The organism is Endobacterium cereale (assembly GCF_009617585.1).
GTDB classification, from domain to species: domain Bacteria; phylum Pseudomonadota; class Alphaproteobacteria; order Rhizobiales; family Rhizobiaceae; genus Neorhizobium; species Neorhizobium cereale.
This window is the reverse complement of the sequence record NZ_WIXI01000043.1, coordinates 131,345-156,289: the sequence shown is the minus strand read 5'-3', so window position 1 is coordinate 156,289 and position 24,945 is coordinate 131,345. Positions and strand designations below refer to the sequence as shown.

The window sequence follows — 24,945 nt, the reverse complement described above, 5'->3', positions numbered from 1 at the left end:
ATACCGGAGCCATCGGACAGTTTGGCGCCATGAGTGCATCGGCTGATTGGTTGTCAGAAAATAGCCCGATCAGCCGTAAGAATGCGGCTGAGGTGGTATTCGACGAATTGCGTTCCGCGATCGTTTCCGGCCGGATCGAGGTTGGAACACGCCTGCCATCAGAAGCGCATCTGGCCAAGAGATACGGCGTGAGCCGCCCGGTTATCCGCGAAGCGTTGCGTTCGCTGCAGACGCTCGGCATGACGCAGACGCGAACCGGCAGCGGCACCTTCATCACCACGTCAACGCCTTCAGCCGATCTGAGCTATAGCGGATATTCCGCACGTGACCTGATCGAGGCCCGCCCGTTCATCGAGGTACCTGCCGCCGGCTGGGCTGCACTGCGGCGAAGCGAACAGCAGGCATCCGACCTCATGACACTTTGCGAGCGTATGGATGCGGAAGAAGACCCGCATCGCTGGGTTACGCTCGATTCCGAATTCCACATGCTGCTGGCGAAGGCTTCCGGCAATGCCGTTTTCGAAAAGATCGTCACCGATGCGCGTGACGCGCTGATGCAGCAATCAGAACTGGTCAACATGATGGCCAGCCGACGCGTAGCGTCCAATGGCGAGCACCGCCGGATTGCCGTCGCCGTGAATGCCGGCTCGCAAGACGATGCCTCGCGAGCCATGGAGCTTCACCTCGGTCAGGTGAAGCTGGTGGTGACGGAGATTATCGGGTCAGGTCAGCCGGATCGGTGATCGGCTCGCTGGTCGGCGCCTGAACATTGGCCAGCACCTCCGGGCGCAATGCCCTTTCCAGCTGCTCGGCCGTCAGATGGCCACGCTCCAGCACGACTTCAACGATCGTACGGCCGGTTTCCAGCGCTTCGCGGGCAACCTCGGTGGCGGCATAATAACCGATCAGCGGGTTGAGTGCGGTTGCCAGCCCCAGCGACTGCTCCAGACGCAAAGCCATGATGCCCGGATTGGCAGTGATGCCATTGACGCAACGTTCGGCCAGAATGCGGCAGGCCGCCTCCAGATGCGCGATGCTGTCGCTGAGTGAACGCACGATCACCGGCTCGAAGGCATTCAGCTGGAGCTGCCCGGCTTCGGCTGCCATGGTAATGGTGATGTCGTTGCCGATCACCGAGAAAGCAACCTGGTTGACCACTTCCGGAATGACCGGATTGACCTTGCCCGGCATGATGCTGGACCCCGCCTGCATGGCCGGCAAATTGATCTCGCCGATGCCGGCACGCGGGCCGGACGACAGAAGGCGCAGGTCGTTGCAGGTCTTGGAAAGCTTGACGGCGACACGCTTCAAAACGCCGGAAAGGTGAACGAAGGCGCCGGGATCCTGTGTCGCCTCGATCAGGTCGGCCGCCGTTTTCAACGGGCGTCCGGTCAGGCGGGCGAGATGCTGGCAGGCCAGGGACGCGTAACCGACCGGTGCATTCAGCCCCGTTCCGATGGCGGTCGCGCCGAGATTGATCTCGTGCAGAAGGGTCGCGGATTCCAGCAGGCGCGCCCGGTCCTCGCCCAGCATGACCGCAAAGACGCGAAATTCCTGCCCAAGCGTCATCGGCACGGCGTCCTGCAACTGGGTGCGGCCAACCTTCAGGATGGCGTCGAACTCCTTGGCCTTGCGTTCGAAGGCGTCCTGCAGAAACTCCATGGAGGCCGCAAGTTTATCGATTGCCTCGAGCGTGCCGACATTGATGGCAGTCGGATAGGCATCGTTGGTGGACTGGCTGAGATTGACGTGATCATTGGGGTGGAGGTGGGCATAATCCCCCTTGGCACGGCCGAGCAGTTCCAGCGCCCGGTTGGCGATCACCTCGTTGGCGTTCATGTTGGTGGACGTGCCGGCTCCACCCTGGATGACATCGACAACGAACTGGTCGTGCAATGCACCTGCCCTGATCTCCCGGCAGGCGGCAACGATGGCATCGCGGCGCTGCTCATCCAGAAACCCGAGTTCATGATTGGCCTCGGCCGCTGCTTCCTTCACATAGGCAAGCCCGTAAATGACGTGCGGATAACGGCTGACAGTGATGCCCGTGATCGGAAAATTATCCACCGCCCTTGCCGTATGCACACCCCAATAGGCGTCGACCGGAATTTCCTTCGGACCGAGAAGGTCCTTTTCAATGCGTGTCGCCATCTCTGGCATCCTCCACCAAAGTTTAATCTGTCATGCTGTATGACAGATTTTTCTGTGATACTCCTCTGTGGCTGAAATCGTCAATTGAAATTCATCAAACTTGACGAAACCCTAATGATGGCCCTATGAAGGCGAAATCTGTATTACAGCATTACAGGCGTACCGACGAAATAAACGCATAAACGATGACGTCCGGCCAAAAGTGCAATAAGGACGTGGAAGCTCTAGGGAGGAGCGTTTCAGTGGATACATCGACACAGGCCAAGACGGAGAAGGGCATCGAGTTCGCCGAAGAACTCGGCTATCAGAAAGCGCTTAAACCTCGCCAGATCCAGATGATCGCCATTGGTGGCGCCATCGGAACCGGCCTCTTTCTGGGCGCCGGCGGACGACTGGCCGCAGCCGGCCCGGCCCTCATCTTCGTTTATGCGATTTGCGGCTTCTTCGCCTTTCTCGTTCTGCGCGCGCTCGGCGAGTTGATCATGCACCGCCCGACCTCGGGCTCGTTCGTATCCTACGCCCGCGAATTCTACGGCGAGAAAATGGCTTTTGCCGTCGGCTGGATGTACTGGCTGAACTGGGCGATGACCGCCGTGGCCGACGTCACCGCCGTCGCCCTCTACATGAACTTCTTCAAGCAGTATGTGCCCTTCCTCGTCGGCATCGACCAATGGGTGTTCGCGCTTGTCGCACTGCTGGTCGTGCTGGCCATGAACATGCTGTCGGTCAAGGTTTTTGGCGAACTGGAATTCTGGTTCAGCCTCATCAAGGTCCTGGCACTCGTCACCTTCCTGATCGTCGGCGTCTATTTCGTCATTTTCGGCACGCCGATCGAGGGCCATGTCACCGGTTTCAGCGTCATCACCGATAATGGCGGCTTCCTGCCCAATGGCATATTGCCCGCCTTCGTCATCATTCAGGGCGTGATATTCGCCTATGCGTCGATCGAGCTGATCGGCACCACGGCCGGCGAAACGGAAGATCCGCGCAAGATCATGCCGAAGGCGATCCGCACCGTGGTTGCCCGCCTGCTGATCTTTTACGTCGGCTCGGTCGTGCTGCTTTCGCTGCTCCTGCCTTATAGCGCCTACAAGGCTGGCGAGAGCCCGTTCGTGACCTTCTTCGGCGCGATCGGCATCGAAGGCGCCGATGTGATCATGAACCTCGTGGTCCTGACAGCCGTTCTGTCCTCGCTGAATGCCGGTCTTTATTCGACGGGCCGCATCCTGCACTCGATGGCCGCTTCGGGGTCCGCCCCGGCAGTTCTGGCCCGCATGAACAAAGCCGGCGTGCCTTATGGCGGCATTGCTGTCACGGCCGCCGTCACCGCGCTCGGCATCGTCCTCAACGCCATCGTTCCGGCCATGGCCTTCGAGATCGCGCTTAATCTCGCCGCCCTCGGCATCATCAGCGCCTGGGCCGTCATCGTGCTCTGCCAGCTGAAACTCTGGAGCCTCGCCAAGCAGGGCAAGATGCAGCGGCCGGATTTCGCCATGTTCGGCGCGCCCTATACCGGCATCATCACGCTCGTCTTCCTCGCCAGCGTTCTGGTCCTGATGGCACTGGATTACCCGGTCGGCAGCTGGACCATGGGTTCGCTGATCATAATTGTTCCCACACTGATCATTGGCTGGTATCTGGCACGTGACCGTATTGCTGCCGTCGCAGCCGAAAATGCGGCGAAACAGACAGCAGCAGTGGATCGGGCCGAATCGTGATTGCCGAATTGAAAAAGCCTCTGGTGGCGGTCATCGCCACCGGTGGCACCATTGCCAGCCAGCGGGATCAGGACGGCGCCAGCCGTCCAAGCCTTGATGGCGACAGCCTTCTCGGGCAGCTTTCGGATACGGGCATAGCCCTCAAGGCCATTGACCTGATGGCCAAGGATTCCGCCAGCCTGACACTGTCCGACATGCAGTTGATCAGCCATTCGGTCGGCACGCTTCTCGCCGAGAAGGACATCGACGGCATCGTCGTACTCCATGGTACCGATGCCATGGAGGAGACGGCGATGCTCGTGCAATTGCAGCACGCCTTGACCAAGCCCGTCATCTTTACCGGCGCACAGTTTACGGCAGACCATGAACAGGCAGATGGCCCGGCAAACCTTGCTGCCGCCATTGCCGCAGCAGTCGATGGTGATAACACCAGACGCGGCATACTGGTTTGCTTTGGCGGGAAAACCTATCCGGCCTGGGGCCTTTACAAACATTCGGCCGACGAGACCGACGCATTTCGGCAGTCGACACGACAGGAAAATCCTGACCTTCACCATTCGGGAGATGTCAGCGCCTTGCGTGTCGATATCGTTGCCATCTACCCGGGTTGCGACGGCGCGCTGGTGGATGCAAGCCTGACCGCCGGTGCACGAGGCATCGTGCTTGCGGCCCTCGGCTCGGGCAATGCCACGCCATCCGTTGTCGATGCTGTCCGGCGCTGTTCGGAAAAGAACGTACCCGTTGTTGTCTCCAGCCGCGTACCGCGAGGCAGATTGACCTCCACCTATGGCGGCGGCGGCGGCGGACATGACCTTGCGCAGGCCGGCGCCATCCACTCCGGCAATCTGCGCCCAGGCCAGGCGCGCATCGTTCTGGCGACTCTTCTGGCTGCCGGCGAGACAGCAAACTCCATAGCCGACGCCTTTGCGGAAGGCGGGGAATAGAGCCCCGCCAACCGGGTTCCTGTCATCAGCACACGCGCCGCTCCGGCAAGGTTCGGCGCGTGTTAGAATGGTTCACTGTTAAACGGACCGATCCATGGGCGTGGCCCTCATCCCTCCAGCCACCGAACCTCATCCGGTGTAAGGCTGATGCTGAGAGCCGACAGGCTGTCTTCCAACTCGCCGACCGTGCGTGGCCCGATCAACGGGATGACCGGGAAAGGCTGAGCGATGACGTAGGCCAGCGCGATATGGATCGGGCTCACGCCACGTTTGTTGGCCAGTTCGATCGCCCGATCGCGGCGCTCGAAATTGCTGTCCGAATACCAGCAACGCACGATTTCCTCGTCATCGCGTTTGTCGCGACCTGCCCTTTCTGTGAAAAAGCCGCGTCCCTGGCTGGACCATGCGAAATTGGGGATCTGCCGCTCGTTCAGCCACTTCTTCCACTCGGCCGTCGATGATGTCACACAGCCCGGCCAGATCGGATCGAGCATTTCCGCCAGCGCAAAATTGTTGGAAAGTGCTGCCGGTGCTGCCTTGCCGGTCTTAGCCGCATATTCGATCGCGGCATCCAGACGTTCGCGTGTCCAGTTCGAACCGCCATAGATGCCGCCAATGCGACCGCGTTTCACCTCGGCATCAATGGCATCGACAAATTCCCCGATCGGAATGTCCGGGTTGTCGCGATGCATGAAATAGACGTCGAGATAATCCGTCTTCAGCCGCTCCAGAGACTGGTCGAGCTGTCTGGCGATAACATCCGGATAGCAAAGCGGCGAATGGGCGCCCTTGCCGATCAGCACAATCTCTTCACGCGGCACGTTGCGGCTGGTGTGCCAGTCGCCAAAAATGCTTTCGGTCTTGCCGGCACCATAAACGAAGGCCGTATCGAACAGATTGCCGCCAGCCTCGTAAAAGGTATCAAGCGTGAGCGAGGCGGAGGCGAAATTCGAGAAAAACTCGAAACCGAGCGCGACGACCGAGGCCGGCTTGGCAAGACCCGGAATTTGCCGTTTTGGCACGCCGTCTCCGGCGACAACCGTTTCTCCGACAATGTTTTTCGTCCGGCTGGTGGCTTTCTCGACACCGTATTCCAGACCCACCGAGGCACGCCAGCGATCCAGCACGCGCAGATTGGCCAGCGCCTCGGCCGCATTCATGCCGGGATAGGCAAAGGTCTTTTCACCGGCACGGATGGCAGCGGTAACGGCATCGACTTCGAAGGAATACAGGTGACGATCGTCGCTAACCTCCACCACTTCATGCTCGCCACCCTTGAAAATCTCGATCTTGCCAGTGCCGCCCTTGCGACCGCCGGCAAACCAGAAATCCTTGACCTCGATACGCCCCTTGGAGCCGATGATGCGCAGCGTGTTGTCCTGGTTCGCCATGATCGAGCAAGAAACTTCGGCGACGATACCGTTTTCGAATTTCAGGACGGCGGATGCCCATTCATCGACACCCGACTGGCCGAGATGCGCCGCACCCGAAACGCTGACCGGCTCTGCATAGGATTGGCCGATGACGGAGCCAGCGAGAAGCCGCACCATCGACACCGGATAACCGCCGACATCGAGAATGCCACCGCCAGCGAGATCATTGGAGAACAGGCGATGCTCGGGCCGGAAGCTGCCCATGTCGAAACCGAAACTGGAGCGGATCAGGCGGACATCGCCGATGACGCCCTGCTTGACCAGCTCGACAAGCCGCGCCGTCTGTGGGTGGAAAATGTACATGAAGGCTTCGCCAACGAACACGTCGGCTTTTTGCGCCTCGTAAAAGATCACGTCGGCATCATAGGCCGAAAGCGCGATCGGCTTTTCGACGAGCACATGTTTGCCGGCGCGCACGGCCTTGATCGCCCATTCGGCATGGCCCGTATGCGGCGTGGCGATATAGACGGCATCGACCTCGGGATCGGCAAGCAAGGCCTCATAACCGTCGACAATGCGGGCACCGGGAAAACCATCACCAAGCCCCGGCCTGTCAGGGTTGCGAGATGCGATGGCGACAAGCTCGCCGGTGGAGGAGCCGGCGATGCCCTCGGCAAACGTTTTGGCGATGGTGCCAGGGCCGATAATGCCCCAGCGGATTTTTTGCTCTGCACTCATGGCATGTCCTTTTCAGTCAATCTTGGGAGATAAAAACGATGAATTCAGCGCAGACGTTGACCGTCCGCGTCGAACAGGAAACAGCGTCTGGCCGGCAGACCGATGGTGAGGGATTTCCCGGCGTCTGAATGGCGGGATTCCGGGCGTTCGATGATCAGCGGTTCATCGGAGACGGCGGCATAAACGTAACTGGTATGGCCAAGATGTTCGGCGGCATCGACATCCACGGTCAGGTTCGCCTCGCCCGCACCGGCATCGACAAAATGTTCGGGGCGAATGCCGAGCGTCACGGCGCCTCCGACTTCGGGGCGGCCGGATATGGGCAGCGTGAGCGTCACGCCCGGGTCTGCCGCCAGCACGACCGTCACCGCATCCGCTGCTGCCGACGCGATCGTAGCCTTCAGAAAATTCATTTTTGGCGAGCCGACAAAACCGGCAACGAACTGGTTGGCGGGATCGTCGTAGAGATCAAGCGGCGCACCGACCTGTTCGATCCGGCCCGAGCGCAAAACGACGATCTTGTCGGCCAGCGTCATCGCTTCGGTCTGGTCGTGGGTGACGTAGATCATCGTGGTGCCGAGCTGCTTGTGCAGCTTGGAAATTTCCACACGCATCTGCACCCGCAATTCCGCATCGAGATTGGAGAGCGGTTCGTCGAACAGGAACACCTGCGGTTCGCGCACGATGGCGCGGCCGATGGCAACACGCTGGCGCTGGCCGCCGGACAGTTGCCCTGGACGGCGATCCATCAACTCGTTGATCTGCAAAATATCGGCGGCATGTGCCACGCGTCGCTCGGTATCGGCCTTGGGATTGCCGTTCATCGTCAGGCCGAAAGAGAGATTTTTGCGAACCGTCATGTGCGGATAAAGCGCGTAGGATTGAAACACCATGGCGATATGCCGTTCCGACGGCTCGACGTCGTTGACGACAGTGCCGGCGATGGCGATCTCACCGCCCGACACATCTTCCAGCCCGGCGATCATGCGCAGAAGCGTCGATTTTCCGCAGCCGGAGGGGCCGACGAACACGACGAATTCGCCGTCTTCGATTTCCAGATCGGCACCATGGATGACCTGCAAGGCGCCAAAACGCTTGGTGACATTTTTGAGGGTGAGCCCGGCCATGAAGTCTCCGTTTACTTGACTGCGCCGGCCGTGATGCCGGAAATGAAATGACGCTGCAGGAAGATGAAGACGAAAAGGATCGGCGCGGTGAGCAGCACCGCCCCCGCCATGATCCCGCCCCACGAAACCTTGGTGAGGCCGATCAGCGTGCCGAGCGCCACCGGCGCCGTCATCATGCCCGGCTTGGAATTGATCAGCAGCGGCCAGAGATAATTGTTCCACGAGGCTAGGAAGAGGATGATCGACAGCGCCGCCATGGTCGGCCGCGCCAGCGGCAGGGCGATATGCAGGAAGATCCGCCATTCCTTGACGCCTTCCACACGGGCGGCATCGAACAGTTCGGACGGCATCATCGAAAATGCCTGCCGCATAAAGAGCACGCCAAGCGAATTGAACAGCGGCGGTACGATGAGCGCCACCCATGTGTTGGCGAGCCTGAACTCGCGCGCCACCATGATGAATTGCGGAATGACGACGACGGCGAAGGGCAGCGTGATTGTGCCGAGAATGATGGCGATGACGACGGAGCGCCCGGCGAACCGGTAGCGAGCCAAGGCCCAACCGGCCATCGAGGTCAGCATCACCGACAGAATGGTGTAGATGACGGCGACGGTGATGGAGATGAACATCGCCCGCAGGAAATCCGTATCGGCCTGCAGGTTTTGAAAATTCTCGATGAACTGCGTCGACGGCACCAGCACGATATCGGGGCTGAAAATGCCGTAATCCGACATGGTCGAGAACACCAACATCATCCACAGCGGAAACAGCCAGATGATGGCAAGCGGCGTGAGCGCTGCGTGCAGCACCAGGCGGCGCATCAGCAGAGAACGGGATTTCGATCTCATTTCGCCTCCCTCCCGAAAAACAGATTGAGCAGCGAGATGGCAACGGCGAGCGCCGCGATCGTATAGGCGATTGCCGAGGCGTAACCGAAATTGAGCGAGGTAAAGCCCTGCCGGTAAAGCAGCAGGCCCAGCGTTTCGGTCGCCCCACCCGGCCCACCGCGATTGGTGATGAGGAAAGGTTCGGCAAACAATTGCATGGTGCCGATAACTGAAAGCACGATGCAGAACAGGATGATGGGTTTCAGGAGCGGCAGCGTGATGTGAAAGAACTGCTGCACCTTGCCCACGCGATCGAGCGTTGCCGCCTCATAAACATCGCCGGGAATGGATTGCAGGCCGGCGAGAATGATGATGGCGTTGTAACCGGCCCAGCGCCAGGTGACCGCCATGATGACCAGCGCCATCGCCGCCGTGCCATTGTCGAACCACGAGACGGGTGCCAGACCGACCGTGCCGATGATCTTGTTGATGATGCCGAAATCAGCACTGAACATCAGCCGAAACACTGCGGCATAGGCAACCTCGCCCACCACGACAGGGGCGAAAAAGGCGAAACGATACAGCGGCCGCGCCTTCAGGAGCGGGGAATTGAGCAGAACCGCCATGACGGTGGCGAGCGCAATCATCACCGGCACCTGAATGACGAGAATGATCAGCGTGTTGTAGAGCGCGTTATAAAAAGCCGGGTCGCCGACCAGCCGGCCCCAGTTCATCGAAGGCGCGAACCGCCACGGATTGACGCGGGTATTCTGGAAAGAGATCAGGAAAGAACTGATGATCGGCCACAGCCAGAAGGTGGCGAAGATCAGCAGATAAGGGGCCAGGAACGCATAGGCGATCCTGCTCTGCATACGCATGGTATCCTCCGGTCATCGTCGGCGGGGAGTTTGGGCCGGGCATTGGAAAAACACCCGGCCCGTTTGCTCATTCCGCGATGGGAAGGCCGGTGGCCGTTTCGATCTGCTTGGCGGCATCGTCGAGCGCGGTCTTGGCATCAGGATAGCCATTGGCGAAATATTTCGCCTGAACCGCCTTGTAGACACCATCCGCATCTGCCTGGAATGCAGTGCCGCGCGCCGGTTTGATCTTGGGCAGGGTGGAAAGGATATCCGTCCACACCGCCTGATCACCCCAATAGGGTTGCTTTTCCTTAACGAACGGATCGTCGATCGCCGACAGAAGCGAGGGAACGAGGCCGAAGGATTTCAGCATCGTCACCTGGCCTTCATTGCTGGTCAGCGCATATTCCACAAACTTGAACGCGGCCTCCTTGTTTTCGGAAACCTCGCTGATGGCAAGCGACGAACCACCGAGATTGGCGGCATGCGGCCCGTCCGCCGTCAGGCTCGGCATGGGATAGACACCCCATTTTCCAGCAAGGTCCGGAGAACCGGAGCGTATCGTGCCTTCATACCAGGCACCGAAAACCTGGCTGGCAGTGCGGCCTGCGGTATTCGCCTGGATCTTTTCGTCCCAGATGGCGGCAGTGATGATGCCTGCATCCTTCATCTGCTTGATCTTGTCGAGCGTGGCGACGCAGGCCGGCTTGTTGATGGTGATCGACTGACCATCGGTCGAAAAGTAACCGCAGCCCTGCTCATTGGCGAGCATGCGGAACCATTCGCTGTCACCGTTGAAATCGGCCTGCGCCATCACCGTACCGGGGTTGGCCTCCATGACCTTCTTGCCAGCCGCGAGGAAATCGTCCCAGGTCTTGATCGTTGCCGGATCGACGCCTGCCTTTTCATAAAAATCACGGCGATAGAAGACTGTGACCGGCCCTGAATCCCAGGGCATGGAATAGGCCGCACCATCGACCTCCAGTTCGGTCCGTTTGAATTCGGGGAAAAGCGCCTGCATTTCAGGCGTGTAGCCGAGTGCCGTCAGATCGGTGAAACAATCCGGAAAACGGTTCCAGAACAGTTCCGCCTCGAAATTCTCGATCGTCACGATATCCGGCAGGCCGTCACCACCCGCCGCACAGGCGGCCAGTGCCTTGTCGAAAACCTGGTCGTTGCCGAGATCCTGCACCGTCACCTTGATGTCTGGGTATTTCTTATTGAAACCCTCCAGAGTGGACTTCAGTGCCGAGGCGGCAACGTTCCAGCTCCAGATGGTGATTTCCGTCGACTGCGCGGCTGCCGGTCCACCTGCCAAAAGAGCAAGCGATACCGTCGCGCCAAGAAACCTGTAGCCCATTGAAAACCTCCCTTTTCAATTGCTGTTCCTCCACGAACATGTGCAGATTACCGATTGGTGACATCCTGTCTCGTTAGAAGGGCATGTGGACTTGGCGAAAAGTAAGATCGGCGAGAATGCGTTCTATCAACCCGGCGCCAGCAGCATCGAGGGCATGCCGACGACGCTGCAATTTTTCCACGGCCATCCGCGCATCATGCTGCGGCCCCACTGGCACGCGCAGGTGGAGGTCAATTACATCATGCGCGGCCATGTGCATTACCGCATGGGCGGGCATGAGTTGACTCTATCGGCCGGGCAGATTGGCCTGTTCTGGGGCGGGCAGCCGCACCAGATGAACGAATCCTCACGCGATTCCATCTATGCCGGCGCGCATCTGCCGCTGGTGCATTTTTTCCGCATGCGACTGCCGGCTGCCGTATCCGCCATGCTGATGGGCGGCACGACCATGCTGACATCGCAGACCGATGCCGCCGACCGGGAAAACTTTCCGCGCTGGTTTCACTACGTGACATCGGGCGAGGAGGCAAAGGCCCAACATGCCGTGGAAGAACTGCTGTTGCGCATCCAGCGGATTTTCATGGAGCCCTACGAGACAGTTTCATCCGGGAAGTTGGATGGCGCGGCGACGGAAACCGGCGCGCCGTCACCCGCTGTGGTAAAAATATGCGATTTCATCGCCGCCAATTTTCTGGAGGAGGTAGATGCTACCGACATTGCAGATGCGGCTGGTCTTCACCCCAAATACGCGATGAACCTGTTTCGTAAATCGACGGGCATGACGCTGATCAAATACCTGACGCTGCTCAGGCTCTCCCATGCCCAGGCGAAGCTGATGCATAGCGGCGACAGCATTTTGCAGGTGGCGATGGACAGCGGCTTCGGCTCCGTGAGCGCCTTCAACAAGGCCTTTCGCTCCACGGCCGGCATGCCCCCATCGGATTTCCGCCGCGACACACGTGCGTCTGCGACGGTTTGATCCACATGTGCAGGCATACCGCCTCTGGTCCGCTTCCCCCTCCGCCCTAATTTCATTTGGTGTGTTCTCTCCGAAGGATCGAACCGTGAAAACAGATTTCGTCCCCATCGCGACGATGACCTTTGTCGTCTCCAGCCTTACCTCCTGTGGCAACCCAACCAGAGGGATCGGACAGGACAAGGCCAAAACCGTGAATACTGCCCATAGTGATGGAGAGCGTGGTGAACGCGCTGTGATAAACTGATGGGCGGCACGACGCCATCTGCGGGCATCCTTTCGTCATGATGAACCTGTTTTCCCTCCAGTTGCACTCGATGCGAAGCCTCGGAGGTCTCGACGCGCAGCTTGCCGCGACGCAGGCGGCCGGCTTCACGCGCGTTGAGGCTCTGGAGGAGCAGCTGGTATCAGGCACGGATCTTGGGGAACATCTCGCGCGCTTCGGGCTGACCTGTTCTGCCGTCCATATCAGCATGGCGAGGTTGCAGCACGATCCTGCACCAATCGCCGAGGCCTGTCTCGCAGCCGGCATCACCAGCGTCTTTGCAACACGCCTGCCGATGCAGGATCCTCGGGAGGCAGCGGCCTGGCAAAAGGCGGGAGAGAAGCTCGGCGCACTGACCGAGTTGTTTTCATGCCAGGGCATAAGCCTTGGTTACCACAACGGCGAGCACGGTTTTATACCGCTGAAATCCGGACGTTGTGGCCTGGAAGACCTTTTCCGTGCTGCATCCGGAACGGATCTCGAATGGCAGGCCGATATCGGCTGGATCAGGCGTGCCGGCGCCGATCCAATGGAATGGTTGAAACGTTTTCGGCGGCGGCTGGCCTCCGCACACATCAAGGATGTGGGACCCGACGCCGATCACGAGGGTGGCTGGCGCAATCTCGGATCCGGCCTGCTTGTCTGGCCGATCCTGCTACGGGCTGCCGTGGAATGCGGGGCCCGCACGCTGGTCGTGGAGCATGACAACCCGCCCGACCCGGCGGAGTTTGCCAAGCGCAGCTTTGCCTACCTCTCACGCTATGACAGCCGCAACGTTCTTTGATCGGTGAGTGTGAAGCGGTCAGCCCTTCACGCCGGACGAGATCATCACTGCTTCCGTCACCTTCTTCTGGAAAATCAGGTACGCGATGGCGACAGGCATGGCGCCGAGAAGGGCAACCGACATCAGGCGCGCGTAAAACACGCCAAAAGCATCATTGACCTGGGTGATACCGACCGGAATGGTCATCTTGTCTTCGGTGGTGACGGCGAGAAAAGGCCAGAGAAACTGGTTCCACGCCATGATGAAGGTGATGATGCCAAGCGCCGTGGTAATGCCCCAGTTGAGCGGCAGATAGACCTTGAACAGCAGCGTATAGTCGCCGCCGCCGTCCAGCACGACGGCCTCGCGCATCTCCTTCGGCACGGCATCGAAGAACTGCTTGTAGACGATGATGACCACCGGCACGATCAGCTGCGGCAGGATGATGCCGGCCCATGTGTTGATCAGCCCCATATCGTTCATCAGGATGAACTGCGTGACGACAAGCGCCTGCGACGGCACCATGAAACTAGCGAGCACAACGCCATACAGAATACGACGGCCCGGGAAGCGCATTTGCGAGATGGCATAGGCGCACATCATGCCCGATACGATGACGGTAAAGGTGATGATGACCGCCGTGCCGATCGAGTTGATGTACCAGCTGACGAGATTGGTGTTCCAGAGAATGTCGATATAGGCGGCCGGATTGAACTCGTCGGGAAGGACGCCGGCTTCCTTGGAAACGACGCGGTCTTCCGAGCGCATCGAGGTGATGAAGGCCCAGTAGAGCGGAAAAATCCACAAGGCGGCAGCGGCGAAAGTGCCGATCGTCAGCACACCATTTTCGAATTTGCGCAACGATGTCATCGGCGGCCTCCGGCGCGAAGAAGTTGATATTGCAGCACGGAGAAGGCCGCGATGACGATGAACAGCACCAGCGCGATGGCCGAGGCATAACCGCCGTGATTGAGCTGAAAGGCTTCGCGATAGACCATCAGCAGCATGACATAGGACGAGTTGAATGGCCCGCCCTTGGTGAGCAGATAGATCTGGTCAAAAATCTTCAGTTGCAGGATCATCTGCAATGTCAGCACCAGCGCCGTGACCGGCCACAGAAGCGGCCAGGTGACCCGGCGGAAAAGCTGCGTGCGCGTGGCGCCATCGAGCTGGGCTGCCTCGTAATAATCCTTTGGAATATTGCGCAGGCCCGCGATGAACAGCAGGACGTTAAAACCGTTTGTCCACCAGATGGTGACCATCGCCACCGTCGGCATGACCCAGTAGGGGTTCTTGAACACCGCCACGGATTTTCCGAAGAAAAACGCGATGACAGGCTGCAGAACGCCGAACTGAAAATCCAGCATCCACGTCCATATCTGCGTGACCACCGAAACCGGCAGGATGTAAGGCAGGAAAAAAATGGCAAGCGCCAAAGCCTGCAACGAGCCGCGCAGCCGGTTGATCATCAACGCGATGCAGAGCGCGATCGCCGTTGTCGGGATGACCGTCAGAAAGACGAAGTAACCGTTGTTCTTGAGCGAGGTCAGAAACAGCTTGTCCGATAGAAGGCGAGTAAAATTGTCGAATCCGACCCACTCACCCGCGCCGATCAGCGGACTGTTGGTAAAGCTCAACACCACCAGCCGGATCGCCGGATACAGAAAGACCAGCGCAAACGTCAGCACGAAGGGTGCGACAAGCGAAGCGGCCACCGCCATTTCCTTGCGCCGATTTGTCAGCATTGCCACGTCTTCAACCTCCATGCTCGAAAGAGTGGCCGCCGGAAACCAGCGACCACGGCTGACGGTGTCACTTCAACACGTTCTGAAGGTCGGATTTCATCTGCTCGGCGGCGGCCATCGGCTCCGCATAACCGTGAATGGCGGGCGAGATGATGTTGATGGCGGCATCATAGATCGGTGAACCGACACCGGCGATCGATGAGCGTGGATCGTAGGATGCGGTATCTGCCAGCGCCGCATAGGTGGCGTTCGGCTCCATCTTCTTGAATTCAGCGCTTTCGGCCACCGGCTTGAAGGCCGGTATATGGCCTGCATCCGCCCAGGCGATGGCGTTCTTTTCCATCCAGCCGATCACCGTCATCACGGCCTTGCGTTTTTCCGGTGTCAGCTTGTTGTTGGCGGGAATGGCGAAGGAATGCGAATCCGCCCATGTGGTCTGCGTGCCCATCAGGTTCGGCACCTGCACTGCACCCCACTTGTAGCCGAGCGAGCCCTTCTTTTCGAGATCGACCATGGTCGGCACTTCCCAGACGCCGTTCAGCGAAAAAGCTGATTTGCCGGAGGTGAACAGCGCCACCGAGGCTTCATATTCCGCCTGTTCCGGCTGCCACTCATTGGTCTGCCAGTTTGTCATCACCTCGATCGCCTTGGCGGCTTTCTGGAGGTTGTCGCCGGCCAGAACCTCGTTGCCGGTGATCAACTCACCGCCCAGCTGCCGGAACAGCGTGTAGAAAACGCGGTAGGTGGCGCCATCATCACCGGTGGCATAAGAAACCGGCGCTTCTGCGCCCTTCTCCTTGGCATAGGCCAGCGCCTCCTCGAAATCCTTGAGGTTGCTGATGCCGGTCAGCTTGCCATTGCCATCGAGAAATTTCGAGCCTTCGAGGAACTTGGTGTTGTAGTAGAGCACGATCGAATGGATATCGAACGGCACCGCATGCAGCTTGCCATCATCGCCGCTGGCGGCCTGCAGTGCGGCGGGGAAAAAGCTGTCCTTGGTCAGACCGGCATCGGTCAGATCCTTGTCGGTGACTTCGTCGAGCACGCCTTCCTTCAGGCCCAGCGGCATGCGCGACAGATGGTAGGTCATCACGTCAGGCCCCTGCCCCACCGCGACAGCCGTGCGCACCTTGGTGTAGAACGGCACACCCCATTCCAGCGTGGTGCCGGTGATCTTGATATCCGGGTGTTCCGCGTTGAAGCGGGTGATCAGCGCTTTCATGCGCACGCCGTCACCGCCGGAAAAGAAATCCCACCAGGTGATGTTTTCCGCAGCCATTGCCGGCACGGACATAAGGGCGATCGCGGTTGCCGCGAAAAACTTTCTGCACAACATTCGAGGTGTCCTCCATCACGAAGCCACCTCTCCCGAAGGTGGCGGGTTGAAATGCCTGCCATTCCCTTGCTCCGGCGCGATCTCCTATCGCAGCCGGCTGCCGTCCTCGGCGAACAGCAGAACCTCCCCTGCATCCGCCGAAAGCGATATCTTTCTGCCATCGAAATTTTCGCGGCGGCCACGCAGCTCGACGACGATGTCCTTGCCGGTTGCCAGTCGCGCATGCAGATAAGAAACGCCGCCGAGATCCTCGGCCATGTCCACCACCGCTTCGAAACCACCTTCCGTCGGGACCAGATGTTCGGGCCGGATACCGATCTTGATCGCCGTTCCTTCGGCCACGCTCGCATCCGATTTAGCCGACAGTTCCGTGCCAAGCCCATCGAGCGCGACCCGGATCATACCACCCTGCCGGGCGACCACGCGACCGGGCAAAAAGTTCATGGCCGGCGAGCCGATGAAACCGCCGACGAACTGATTATGCGGATCGTCGTAGAGATCGAGTGGTTTTCCCGCTTGCTGCAGCACGCCTTTTTTCAACACGAAGATCCGGTCAGCCAGCGTCATCGCCTCCACCTGATCATGGGTGACATAGATCATCGTGGCGCCGATCTCTCTATGCAGTTTGGCCAGTTCCAGACGCATCTGCACCCGCAACTCGGCGTCGAGATTGGAGAGTGGCTCGTCGAACAGGAACACCTTTGGCTTGCGCACGATCGCCCGGCCGATGGCCACGCGCTGGCGTTGGCCGCCCGACAGTTCGGATGGCCGTTTCTGGAGTTGTTCCTCCAGGTGCAGGATGCGCGCCGCTTCCTGCACCATGTCGTTGACCTGTGCCTTCGGCGTCTTTTTCAGGCGCAAAGAGAAGGCCATGTTTTCGAACACGGTGAGATGCGGATAAAGCGCGTAGGACTGAAAAACCATCGCGACTTCGCGCTTTGCCGGTTCGACCTCGGTGACATCCCGGCCTTCGATCGAAATCGAGCCTGCCGTTGTCTCCTCCAGCCCTGCGATCATGCGCAGAAGCGTCGACTTTCCGCAGCCCGAGGGCCCGACGAAGACGGCAAAATCCCCTGTCGGAATATCCAGACTGACATCATGCACGACGCCGAGTGCGCCAAAACTCTTGCTGACATTGCGAAGCGTGATCCCCATGCCAGGCCTCACGAAACCTTCAGCCGGAAGACGTGATAGGAAAGCGGAGCGATTGCGCCCTTGAGATTGCCATCCTCCACGCCAACACCGTTGCCCGCCTTCGGCACGACATGATCCGGCTTGTCCGGACCGTTGGTGTCGGTGAGATTGTAGCCTTCCATGGCGTGGTGTTCATAGAGCGAGATATCGGCAAAGCCGGTAAGGCTGACATCGAGCTCGGCCTTTTCCGTCAGGTGACGGTTGACCACGAACAGCGTCAGCAGGCCCTCGTCACGGTTGCGAACCGCGGCGACATCCAGATAGGAAACGTCGTCGGCCACCTGGCAATCATAGGTCGGCGCATCGACGGCCACACGCAGCGCTTCGCCACGGCCGAAAATCGAGGCGAAACGATAGGGATGGTAGATGGTCTGGCGCCAAGCCGGACCGTTCTTTTCGGCGCGGATCGGCGCAATGACATTGACCAGCTGCGCGATGCAGGCGATGCGGACGCGGTCGGAGCGGCGGATGAACTCGTTGAGCAGGCCAGCGACAAACAGCGCATCTTCGAAATTATAGGTTTCTTCCAGAAGTGCGGGCGCTTCCGGCCAATCCCATGTGCGCCAGCGATGGCTGTCTTCCTCGCGGATATGGTACCAGACATTCCATTCGTCGAAGCAGATATGCACGTCGTTCTTGGCACGCTTCTTTGACTTCACGTAATCGATCGTACCGGCGATGGTCTGGATGTAACGACCGGTCTCCTCGATCTTGCCAAAATAGTTCAGCGTGTCCTTGCTGGAATTGCCAAAGTATTTGTGCAGCGAGATGTAATCGACATTCTCGTAGCACTCTTCGAGAACTTCACGCTCCCATTCAGGGTAGGTGGCCATGCCATCATTGGAACTGCCGCAAACGATCGCCTCTATCGTGCTGTCGAAGCCCTTGAAGGCCTTTGCCGTTTCGTTGGCAAGACGACCGTATTCCGTCGCAACCTTGTGGCCAATTTGCCAGGGACCGTCCATCTCGTTGCCCAGGCACCACATTTTCACGTCATAACCATCCTTGCGGCCATGCGAGCGGCGCAGGTCGCTCCATGTCGTGTCGGCTGGAAAATTCACGTACTCGAGAAAGTTGCGGGCATCTTCCAGTCCGCGCGAACCGAGGTTCACCGCCAGCATCATCTCGATACCGGCCATATCCGCCCAATCGGCGAATTCGTTGATGCCGATCTGGTTGGTTTCCTTGGAACGCCATGCGAGATCGAGGCGCACCGGGCGCTGATCGCGCGGGCCGATCCCGTCTTCCCAGCGATAGGCGGAAACGAAATTGCCGCCCGGATAACGGATCGCCGGAATTTTTAGATCCTGCACGAATTTCAGGACGTCTGTGCGGAAACCGTTGGCATCGGCATTGGGATGGCCGGGCTCGTAGATGCCGCCATAAATGGCGCGGCCCATATGTTCGATGAAGGCCGAATACAGCCGTTGATCGATATCGCTGATCTTGAAATCGCGGTGAACGGCGACACGTGCCTTCATTGAGCTCTCCTCCAAAAACCCTATCGAAAAATCGATATACATCGTATTTTTTGATAGACTTTCCCAATCTGAACCAAGCGTCAATGGGGAGAATGCGCTGCACTGCACAAACAGAGCGCGCATGAACACTCTTGAAACAACTTAACTCTTTGTCATCAAACGAAGAATGATGTCCTGATCATAATTGCCGAAACCGCGGCCAAAGATGTTGATGCCGCCCGGATGTTTGCCATCGGCCTTCACCTCGACACGCAAACGCACGGAGCGGTGACTGTCGAGTTCGAGATCGGCGGCGGTGATATCCGATATGCGGTGGCCATCGACGAAGGTGCCCGATGGACCGACCGACCATGTTTTCAGTGGGCCGTATTGCGATCCCTTGAGCTTCCACCATGCCGGCGTATAGGCACCACGGCGATCGCCAAAATCGCCCGGCGAGGTCCAGATCCCGAGTTCCTTGCCATTGATGGACACCACGATATCGGACGGCCAATTGGCGAGCGTGCCTGGAACCTCGGAGCTGACCTCCATGGAAATCTCAATGATTTCAATGCTATCGCCGCGAAGTTTGGCATTGTTGGGAAACTGGTATTCAACAAAACCGCTGGTGAACCACAAGAGGCTGGTCTTCATCCGCTCCGGGTCCATGAAGGTTTCCGGCACATCCAGAAGGCCGATGATACCTTCGGTCGAACAGATGCCGCAGGGGCCTGTCACGGCATTGTTGGTATAGAGACCAAGCGGCATCGAGACTTCGATGACATTGGCAGACAGCGCTCTTTCATTGGAATGAAAGCTGACGATGAGTTCATCGTAAACAGCGAAACAGATCTTTTGATTTCCCTTGCGGGCCTTCTGCAGCTCGGTGCGCACCAGCCCGGCCTTTTCCAGAACCTGAAGATGGGTGGAAACCGAGGATTGCGGAAAACCGGATATCCGGGCGAGATCGTTGATATTGATGCCGGGACTTTTCGCCAGTTCCTTCAACAGTTTGATACGCGCAAGCGACGATACGCCCTTGATCGCGGCCAGATCTTTTTCCGGATCGATAACGAGAAAATTTCGGTTCATCTGCGCGACCTGGATAACGGGAAATCAGCCCTTTATATCGTATTTTTTGATTTATATACAGATTTTTGTTTCGGTGAGAACAGAACGGATGCGCCCGCGAAACCGGTTCATGCCGATAATCTGCGTTCATGTGTTGACTGGGCGTGAAATTATCTATGAACGATCACGCATACAGTTCAGACAAGCAGCGAGTCCTTTTTCCCGATGAGTGTTGATACGAATAAGCCTGCGGCAATCCCTGCCGAAGAAAGCCATCTGGCGCGTAACCTTTCCAACCGTCACCTGCAATTGCTGGCCATCGGCGGCGCGATCGGCACCGGCCTGTTCATGGGGTCGGGAAAGACGATTTCGCTCGCCGGACCTTCCATCCTGCTGGTTTACGCGATCATCGGGTTCATGCTGTTTTTCGTTATGCGCGCGCTGGGCGAATTGCTGCTCTCTAACCTGGAGTACCGCTCGTTCGCCGATTTCGCCGGGCATTATCTCGGGCCTTGGGCGCAGTTCTTTACCGGCTGGACCTATTGGCTGTGCTGGATCGTGACCGGCGTTGCCGATGTTGTGGCGGTTTCAGGTTACATCTCCTTCTGGTTTCCCGAACTTGCGCTCTGGATTCCGGCCATCGGCCTTATTCTGACGCTACTGTGCCTCAACCTGCCGACGGTGCGTAATTTCGGTGAAATCGAGTTCTGGTTCGCGCTGATCAAGATCGTCGCCATCTGCGTGCTGATCGTTGCCGGCGTTGCGATGCTGATTTCGGGCTTCACGCTGCCGAACGGCTCTGCCGCGGCCGTCAGCAATATCTGGGCGCATGGCGGCTTCTTCCCGAACGGGTTTGCCGGTTTCGTGGCCGGTTTCCAGATCGCCATCTTTGCCTTCGTGGGCATCGAACTGGTCGGCACCGCCGCGGCCGAAGCCAAGGATCCGGAAACCAGTCTGCCGAAGGCTATCAACTCGATCCCTATCCGCGTCGTGCTGTTTTATCTCGGTGCGCTGTTTGTCATCATCTCGGTCATCCCGTGGAACCAGGTCGACCCGAACAGCAGCCCGTTCGTGGCGATGTTCTCATTGGCCGGACTCGGCATTGCCGCCCATGTCGTCAACTTCGTGGTGCTGACATCGGCGACATCGAGCGCCAATTCCGGCATCTATTCCACTTCGCGCATGATCTTTGGCCTTGCCACCGATGGGCTCGCTCCCAAGGCACTCGGCCAGCTCAACCGACGCAAGGTGCCGGCCAATGCGCTGTTCTTTTCCTGCATCTTCCTGCTGTCCGGCGTCGTTATGCTCTATGCCGGCCAGAGCCTGCTCGAAGCCTTCACCATCGTCACGACGATTTCAGCACTGCTCTTCATCTTCATCTGGTCGATCATTCTGGCATCCTATGTCCAGTATCGTCGCCAGAGGCCGGACCTGCACGAAAAATCCTCCTTCAAGATGCCGGGCGGCAATGCCGCCGTCGTCATGGTGTTCGCATTCTTCGCTTTCGTGCTGTGGGCGCTGGGACAGGAAGCCGATACAGCAACGGCACTGAAGGTCACGCCGGTATGGTTCGTCCTTCTGGCGGTTGCCTATCTCGCAACCAAGATCCTGAAGCGCCGGTAAACCGGTTGCGGCGCCACCCCACCGGTTTACCGGCGGCACAGGTGGCGCCGCAGACTATGCCTAGCCAGCCTTGCGCATGGGCGGCAGGGCCTGGTCACCATCCTTGAGGCCTTGAACCAGCTTGGCAAGCCAATCGACGAATACGCGCACCTTATTGCTGAGATGGCGGGTCTGCGGATAGACGATGTAGAGCGGCAGGGTCTCGCAATCCCAGTCGGTCATGATCTCGACCAGTTCGCCGCGCTCAACCGCATCATTCACCATGAAGCCTAGGGACTGACCGACACCAATTCCCGCGATCATGGCATTGAGATAGGAGCGGGCATCGTTGACCGACACGACATAACGCGGGTTGATCTCGACGACCTCATCGCCGCGGCAAAATTCCATGCTGAGCACACGGCCGAGTGTCGCATTGAGATAACCGACAGAAAAATGCTTTTCTTCCAGCTCACGCGGGTTTGTCGGCTCACCAAAATTTTCGATATAAAAAGGTGCCGCAAACGTCCGTAACTTGAGTTCGCCCACCTTGCGGGCGATCAACGACTGATCGGTCGGTGTGCCGCCACGCAGCGCGCAATCGACGTTCTCGGCGATATAATCGACCAGTCGGTCACCGACACCGATATCCAGCTGGATCTGCGGATACCGTTTGTAGAAGTCACAAAGGTTCGGAATGACAATAAGATCGGCAAAGGCGCCGGCCATTTCGACACGCAAACGCCCCGACGGCTGTGTTTGTGAATTCGACATGGAGCCGTCCAGCTCTTCGATTTCTGAAAGAATCTGAATAGCCCGCTCGTAATAGAGCGCGCCATCCGTTGTCACCATGACACGCCGGGTGGTACGATTGAGCAGCGTGGTACGCAGATGCGCCTCCAGCGACTGCACCATATTGGTCACCGTCGTCTTCGGCATATCGAGTGCGGTTGCGGCCCTTGTAAAATTGCCGGTTTCGACGACCCGGACGAAAACACGCATTGCTGAAAGTTGATCCATCAAAGGCCCTCCGGGTGCATCGCAGCATTATCCGTAAATTCGGAACAGTGTTGCCGCGAAACGCATGCTTGTGCGTTTTGAATGGAACAATAATATCAGGATCAGAATTTTCGGCAACCCAGTCCGTGTTTAGACAATGCGGCTCGAGGCAATCATGACAGCGCAATGGGAAAACATCGTTTTCGACAGGTCGGTGACACCGCCTGTACCCATGCGCCTTTATGACGGCACGCGTGCGTCTAAGATTGCGCCGATCGTACTTTACCTCCGGGGCCGTGCCTTTCTGGACCGCGACCGGGGCGAGGCCGAGCGGCCGATAGCCAAGGCACTGGCGGAAACCGGAGCCGTGGTGCTGGAAGCGGATTATGCGATCGCCTCGCAGAACATGTTTCCGCAGGCGATGGACTGCGCATTTCAGGCGCTGGTCTGTCTTTCGAGCCGACGCAAGCAGTTCGGCAGCGCCAAGTCACCGCTTTTTGTGGCGGGGGATGAAGCCGGTGGCAACGTGGCAGCCGGCGTGGCGTTGAAGGCACGGGATCTTTTGCCCGGCGAATTGAAAGGCCAGATGCTTTTTTCGCCGATGATCGATCCGAAAATGACCTCGGCATCGTTTCGTGAGGCCGACAAGGTTGGAATGCGTGAAAAATGGTCGGACGGGTGGAGCCAATATATCGGTTCCTTCTTCCAGCATCCCTATGCCGCACCTTGCCTGTGTTCGCGTTTGAACAATCTGGCGCCGGCGTTGATCGTCACTTCCGAAGACGATCCGCTGCGTGACGAGGTGATCGGTTATTCGGATCGCCTCAAGGCAAGCGGTGTGACCGTGCGCCAGCGTATCTTTTCGGCCGATTGCGGCTGGACAAGTGTCTACAAGGAGGGAACCGGCAAATGGCTTCCTTCCTTGTGCTCAGAGTTTACCGGGTTTGTCGAAACGCTGCACTGACAGCAGGTTCGGCACCCGATCCATACAGGCATGAAAATTCCCAAGGTCGAAGGAGACCCATCATGAATACTGCGGAATTTTGAGTTTTAGGCTGAGGCACTGATCTCCGATCAGGCCAATCCCGGCATCAAGAACAAGGAATTTGCGGAGGCATGCCATGCCGCCGACACCGGTTCTTTGTCCTGATCAAGCCTCGGCACCCATTTGAGTTGAACGATCAGGCGGCTCGCGTCCGCCAGGAGAGAAAAATGACATCGAAGATCAAGAACTGGGCCCTGTGGGGTTCCGGACTGAGCGTTGCTGCGCTCATTGCAGGCGGCGCCTTTTATCTCGACGCGCCGAAGGGCGCAGTTGCCGCACCTGCGGCCGCTGCCGCTCCGGCCGTGCCGGTCAAGGTTGCGTCTGTCGAGCCGCGCAGCGTCACCACATGGCAGGAATTTTCCGGCCGTCTGGAAGCTGTTGACCGCGTGCAACTGCGCCCGCGCGTTGCCGGCGCCATCCAGTCCGTCCACTTCCGCGAAGGTGGTTTGGTGAAGGAAGGCGACCTGCTGTTCAGCATCGATCCTGCCCCTTATCAGGCGGCAGTCGCGGAAGCGCAGGGCCTCGTCGCCTCGGCTGAAGCCAAGCTGGAACTGGCCAATACCGAACTGGAACGCGGCAAGACGTTGTCTGCGAAAAATACTATTTCGCAGAGTGATTTCGCGCAGCGTCAAAGCACCCAGCAGGATACGCTGGCAAGCCTTCAGTCGGCAAAGGCGGCGCTGACCGTGGCTCAGCTCAACCTCGATTACACCCAGATCCGCGCGCCCATCTCCGGCCGCGCCGGCAGGATCGAGGTGACCGTCGGCAATCTCGTGGCCCAGGGTTCTGCCTCCACGCCGCTGACGACCATCGTTTCGATCAATCCTATCTATGCAAGCTTTGACGCAAGCGAAGAACTGGTCGCCCGTATCCTGTCCGAAGTTCCGGTCGAAAACGGTATTCCGGCGCTCGACAAGGTTCCGGTGGAGGTGACGACACTGGCCGCCAATGCCGAACCGATCCGTGGCAAGCTGCAATTGATCGACAACCAGGTGAATGCCGCCAGCGGCACGATCCGGGTTCGCGCCGAGTTCGGCAATGGTGACGGACGGCTGATCGCTGGCCAGTTCGTGCGGGTGCGCATGGGCCAGCCGAAGGAAGAATATCATCTTCTGATCAGCGAAAAGGCCGTCGGCACAGATCAGGACAAGAAATTCGTCTTCGTGCTCGATCAGGGCAACACGGTCGCCTATCGCCCCGTACAGCTCGGTTCGGCTGTTGATGGCATGCGCATCGTTGAAAGCGGCCTGAAGCCGGGCGATCGCATCGTCACCAGCGGCCTGCAGCGTATTCGTCCCGGTGCCGTCGTGGCCCCGGAAGAAGACGCGAAACTGGCATCGAAATAACAGCATAACGACCGGCGGCAGTCCGGTCGGTTTTCCATCAACGGG

Annotated in this window: 21 protein-coding genes; 8 read left to right on the top strand and 13 right to left on the bottom strand. The window is 58.7% G+C overall.

All coding sequences use genetic code 11. From position 1 onward, the window contains the following. Nucleotides 1-29: 29 nt before the first annotated feature. The gene (locus GAO09_RS13315; protein WP_153354487.1) at nucleotides 30-743 is read left to right on the top strand and encodes a FadR/GntR family transcriptional regulator; all 714 of its coding nucleotides are present in this window, start codon (nucleotides 30-32) and stop codon (nucleotides 741-743) included. Here the strand turns inward: GAO09_RS13315 and GAO09_RS13310 are convergent. Further along, nucleotides 715-2,151 carry an aspartate ammonia-lyase gene (locus GAO09_RS13310; RefSeq protein WP_410767800.1) on the bottom strand — a complete coding sequence of 479 codons (1,437 nt, stop codon included), beginning with the start codon at nucleotides 2,149-2,151 and terminating at the stop codon, nucleotides 715-717. The two genes, GAO09_RS13315 and GAO09_RS13310, sit on opposite strands and share 29 nt — an antisense overlap. Nucleotides 2,152-2,393: 242 nt before the next feature. On the opposite strand from GAO09_RS13310, the gene GAO09_RS13305 reads away from it, so the two are divergent. Together GAO09_RS13305 and GAO09_RS13300 are read left to right on the top strand one after the other, a co-directional pair. Then, on the top strand, nucleotides 2,394-3,869 hold the full coding sequence (locus GAO09_RS13305; protein ID WP_324184894.1) for an amino acid permease: 1,476 nt from the start codon (nucleotides 2,394-2,396) through the stop codon (nucleotides 3,867-3,869). Between the two features lie 8 nt (nucleotides 3,870-3,877). Next, nucleotides 3,878-4,813, top strand: coding sequence for an asparaginase domain-containing protein (locus GAO09_RS13300; protein WP_153354586.1), 936 nt, complete (start codon nucleotides 3,878-3,880; stop codon nucleotides 4,811-4,813). Nucleotides 4,814-4,920: 107 nt separating this feature from the next. Here the strand turns inward: GAO09_RS13300 and GAO09_RS13295 are convergent, their stop codons facing one another. The 5 genes from GAO09_RS13295 to GAO09_RS13275 form a co-directional block, all read right to left on the bottom strand. After that, the gene (locus GAO09_RS13295) at nucleotides 4,921-6,924 is read right to left on the bottom strand and encodes an aldo/keto reductase (protein WP_153354484.1); all 2,004 of its coding nucleotides are present in this window, start codon (nucleotides 6,922-6,924) and stop codon (nucleotides 4,921-4,923) included. Nucleotides 6,925-6,968: 44 nt separating this feature from the next. After that, on the bottom strand, nucleotides 6,969-8,051 hold the full coding sequence (locus GAO09_RS13290) for an ABC transporter ATP-binding protein (protein ID WP_153354483.1): 1,083 nt from the start codon (nucleotides 8,049-8,051) through the stop codon (nucleotides 6,969-6,971). A gap of 11 nt (nucleotides 8,052-8,062) precedes the next feature. Further along, nucleotides 8,063-8,899, bottom strand: coding sequence for a carbohydrate ABC transporter permease (locus GAO09_RS13285; protein WP_153354482.1), 837 nt, complete (start codon nucleotides 8,897-8,899; stop codon nucleotides 8,063-8,065). Continuing rightward, nucleotides 8,896-9,756, bottom strand: coding sequence for a carbohydrate ABC transporter permease (locus GAO09_RS13280; RefSeq protein ID WP_153354481.1), 861 nt, complete (start codon nucleotides 9,754-9,756; stop codon nucleotides 8,896-8,898). Before GAO09_RS13280 ends, GAO09_RS13285 begins: the two co-directional genes overlap by 4 nt. A gap of 67 nt (nucleotides 9,757-9,823) precedes the next feature. Further along, nucleotides 9,824-11,098 (bottom strand): ABC transporter substrate-binding protein, encoded by a 1,275-nt coding sequence (locus GAO09_RS13275; RefSeq protein ID WP_153354480.1) that lies wholly within the window; start codon nucleotides 11,096-11,098, stop codon nucleotides 9,824-9,826. An 85-nt stretch (nucleotides 11,099-11,183) separates the two neighbouring features. Here GAO09_RS13275 and GAO09_RS13270 point away from each other — a divergent pair, with 85 nt between their 5' ends. Both GAO09_RS13270 and GAO09_RS13265 read left to right on the top strand, forming a co-directional pair. Then, nucleotides 11,184-12,077, top strand: coding sequence for a helix-turn-helix domain-containing protein (locus GAO09_RS13270; RefSeq protein WP_324184893.1), 894 nt, complete (start codon nucleotides 11,184-11,186; stop codon nucleotides 12,075-12,077). A gap of 281 nt (nucleotides 12,078-12,358) precedes the next feature. After that, complete coding sequence (locus GAO09_RS13265; protein ID WP_153354478.1) at nucleotides 12,359-13,123, top strand: sugar phosphate isomerase/epimerase family protein; 765 nt, start codon at nucleotides 12,359-12,361, stop codon at nucleotides 13,121-13,123. Between the two features lie 18 nt (nucleotides 13,124-13,141). On the opposite strand, the gene GAO09_RS13260 is transcribed toward GAO09_RS13265, so the two are convergent. From GAO09_RS13260 to GAO09_RS13235, 6 genes are all read right to left on the bottom strand, one after another. Then, complete coding sequence (locus GAO09_RS13260; RefSeq protein WP_153354477.1) at nucleotides 13,142-13,972, bottom strand: carbohydrate ABC transporter permease; 831 nt, start codon at nucleotides 13,970-13,972, stop codon at nucleotides 13,142-13,144. Then, nucleotides 13,969-14,847 carry a carbohydrate ABC transporter permease gene (locus GAO09_RS13255; RefSeq protein ID WP_153354585.1) on the bottom strand — a complete coding sequence of 293 codons (879 nt, stop codon included), beginning with the start codon at nucleotides 14,845-14,847 and terminating at the stop codon, nucleotides 13,969-13,971. Before GAO09_RS13255 ends, GAO09_RS13260 begins: the two co-directional genes overlap by 4 nt. A gap of 67 nt (nucleotides 14,848-14,914) precedes the next feature. Next, nucleotides 14,915-16,183 carry an extracellular solute-binding protein gene (locus GAO09_RS13250; RefSeq protein WP_153354476.1) on the bottom strand — a complete coding sequence of 423 codons (1,269 nt, stop codon included), beginning with the start codon at nucleotides 16,181-16,183 and terminating at the stop codon, nucleotides 14,915-14,917. Nucleotides 16,184-16,267: 84 nt separating this feature from the next. Then, nucleotides 16,268-17,338 carry an ABC transporter ATP-binding protein gene (locus GAO09_RS13245; protein ID WP_153354475.1) on the bottom strand — a complete coding sequence of 357 codons (1,071 nt, stop codon included), beginning with the start codon at nucleotides 17,336-17,338 and terminating at the stop codon, nucleotides 16,268-16,270. An 8-nt stretch (nucleotides 17,339-17,346) separates the two neighbouring features. Beyond that, nucleotides 17,347-18,858, bottom strand: coding sequence for an arabinosylfuranosidase ArfA (arfA, locus tag GAO09_RS13240; RefSeq protein WP_112727457.1), 1,512 nt, complete (start codon nucleotides 18,856-18,858; stop codon nucleotides 17,347-17,349). Between the two features lie 141 nt (nucleotides 18,859-18,999). Continuing rightward, a complete protein-coding gene (locus GAO09_RS13235) occupies nucleotides 19,000-19,929 on the bottom strand; it encodes an ArsR/SmtB family transcription factor (protein ID WP_153354474.1) in 930 nt (309 codons plus the stop codon). Nucleotides 19,930-20,133: 204 nt separating this feature from the next. Here GAO09_RS13235 and GAO09_RS13230 point away from each other — a divergent pair, with 204 nt between their 5' ends. Then, nucleotides 20,134-21,531 (top strand): amino acid permease, encoded by a 1,398-nt coding sequence (locus GAO09_RS13230; RefSeq protein WP_153354473.1) that lies wholly within the window; start codon nucleotides 20,134-20,136, stop codon nucleotides 21,529-21,531. 60 nt (nucleotides 21,532-21,591) lie between these two features. Here the strand turns inward: GAO09_RS13230 and GAO09_RS13225 are convergent, their stop codons facing one another. Further along, the gene (locus tag GAO09_RS13225) at nucleotides 21,592-22,530 is read right to left on the bottom strand and encodes a LysR family transcriptional regulator (protein ID WP_153354472.1); all 939 of its coding nucleotides are present in this window, start codon (nucleotides 22,528-22,530) and stop codon (nucleotides 21,592-21,594) included. A gap of 154 nt (nucleotides 22,531-22,684) precedes the next feature. Between GAO09_RS13225 and GAO09_RS13220 the strand changes: the two genes are divergently transcribed. Together GAO09_RS13220 and GAO09_RS13215 are read left to right on the top strand one after the other, a co-directional pair. Beyond that, complete coding sequence (locus GAO09_RS13220) at nucleotides 22,685-23,473, top strand: alpha/beta hydrolase fold domain-containing protein (protein ID WP_153354471.1); 789 nt, start codon at nucleotides 22,685-22,687, stop codon at nucleotides 23,471-23,473. A gap of 248 nt (nucleotides 23,474-23,721) precedes the next feature. Continuing rightward, nucleotides 23,722-24,900 (top strand): efflux RND transporter periplasmic adaptor subunit, encoded by a 1,179-nt coding sequence (locus tag GAO09_RS13215; protein ID WP_153354470.1) that lies wholly within the window; start codon nucleotides 23,722-23,724, stop codon nucleotides 24,898-24,900. Nucleotides 24,901-24,945 lie beyond the last annotated feature (45 nt).

Bases quoted from the DNA above. Each gene is read 5' to 3' on its own strand.
- GAO09_RS13315 (WP_153354487.1), top strand. From the start codon at position 30: ATGAGTGCATCGGCTGATTGGTTGTCAGAAAATAGCCCGATCAGCCGT.
- GAO09_RS13310 (WP_410767800.1), bottom strand. From the start codon at position 2,151: ATGGCGACACGCATTGAAAAGGACCTTCTCGGTCCGAAGGAAATTCCG.
- GAO09_RS13295 (WP_153354484.1), bottom strand. From the start codon at position 6,924: ATGAGTGCAGAGCAAAAAATCCGCTGGGGCATTATCGGCCCTGGCACC.
- GAO09_RS13290 (WP_153354483.1), bottom strand. From the start codon at position 8,051: ATGGCCGGGCTCACCCTCAAAAATGTCACCAAGCGTTTTGGCGCCTTG.
- GAO09_RS13285 (WP_153354482.1), bottom strand. From the start codon at position 8,899: ATGAGATCGAAATCCCGTTCTCTGCTGATGCGCCGCCTGGTGCTGCAC.
- GAO09_RS13280 (WP_153354481.1), bottom strand. From the start codon at position 9,756: ATGCGTATGCAGAGCAGGATCGCCTATGCGTTCCTGGCCCCTTATCTG.
- GAO09_RS13275 (WP_153354480.1), bottom strand. From the start codon at position 11,098: ATGGGCTACAGGTTTCTTGGCGCGACGGTATCGCTTGCTCTTTTGGCA.
- GAO09_RS13265 (WP_153354478.1), top strand. From the start codon at position 12,359: ATGATGAACCTGTTTTCCCTCCAGTTGCACTCGATGCGAAGCCTCGGA.
- GAO09_RS13260 (WP_153354477.1), bottom strand. From the start codon at position 13,972: ATGACATCGTTGCGCAAATTCGAAAATGGTGTGCTGACGATCGGCACT.
- GAO09_RS13255 (WP_153354585.1), bottom strand. From the start codon at position 14,847: ATGCTGACAAATCGGCGCAAGGAAATGGCGGTGGCCGCTTCGCTTGTC.
- GAO09_RS13250 (WP_153354476.1), bottom strand. From the start codon at position 16,183: ATGTTGTGCAGAAAGTTTTTCGCGGCAACCGCGATCGCCCTTATGTCC.
- GAO09_RS13245 (WP_153354475.1), bottom strand. From the start codon at position 17,338: ATGGGGATCACGCTTCGCAATGTCAGCAAGAGTTTTGGCGCACTCGGC.
- arfA (WP_112727457.1), bottom strand. From the start codon at position 18,858: ATGAAGGCACGTGTCGCCGTTCACCGCGATTTCAAGATCAGCGATATC.
- GAO09_RS13235 (WP_153354474.1), bottom strand. From the start codon at position 19,929: ATGAACCGAAATTTTCTCGTTATCGATCCGGAAAAAGATCTGGCCGCG.
- GAO09_RS13230 (WP_153354473.1), top strand. From the start codon at position 20,134: ATGAGTGTTGATACGAATAAGCCTGCGGCAATCCCTGCCGAAGAAAGC.
- GAO09_RS13225 (WP_153354472.1), bottom strand. From the start codon at position 22,530: ATGGATCAACTTTCAGCAATGCGTGTTTTCGTCCGGGTCGTCGAAACC.
- GAO09_RS13220 (WP_153354471.1), top strand. From the start codon at position 22,685: ATGACAGCGCAATGGGAAAACATCGTTTTCGACAGGTCGGTGACACCG.
- GAO09_RS13215 (WP_153354470.1), top strand. From the start codon at position 23,722: ATGACATCGAAGATCAAGAACTGGGCCCTGTGGGGTTCCGGACTGAGC.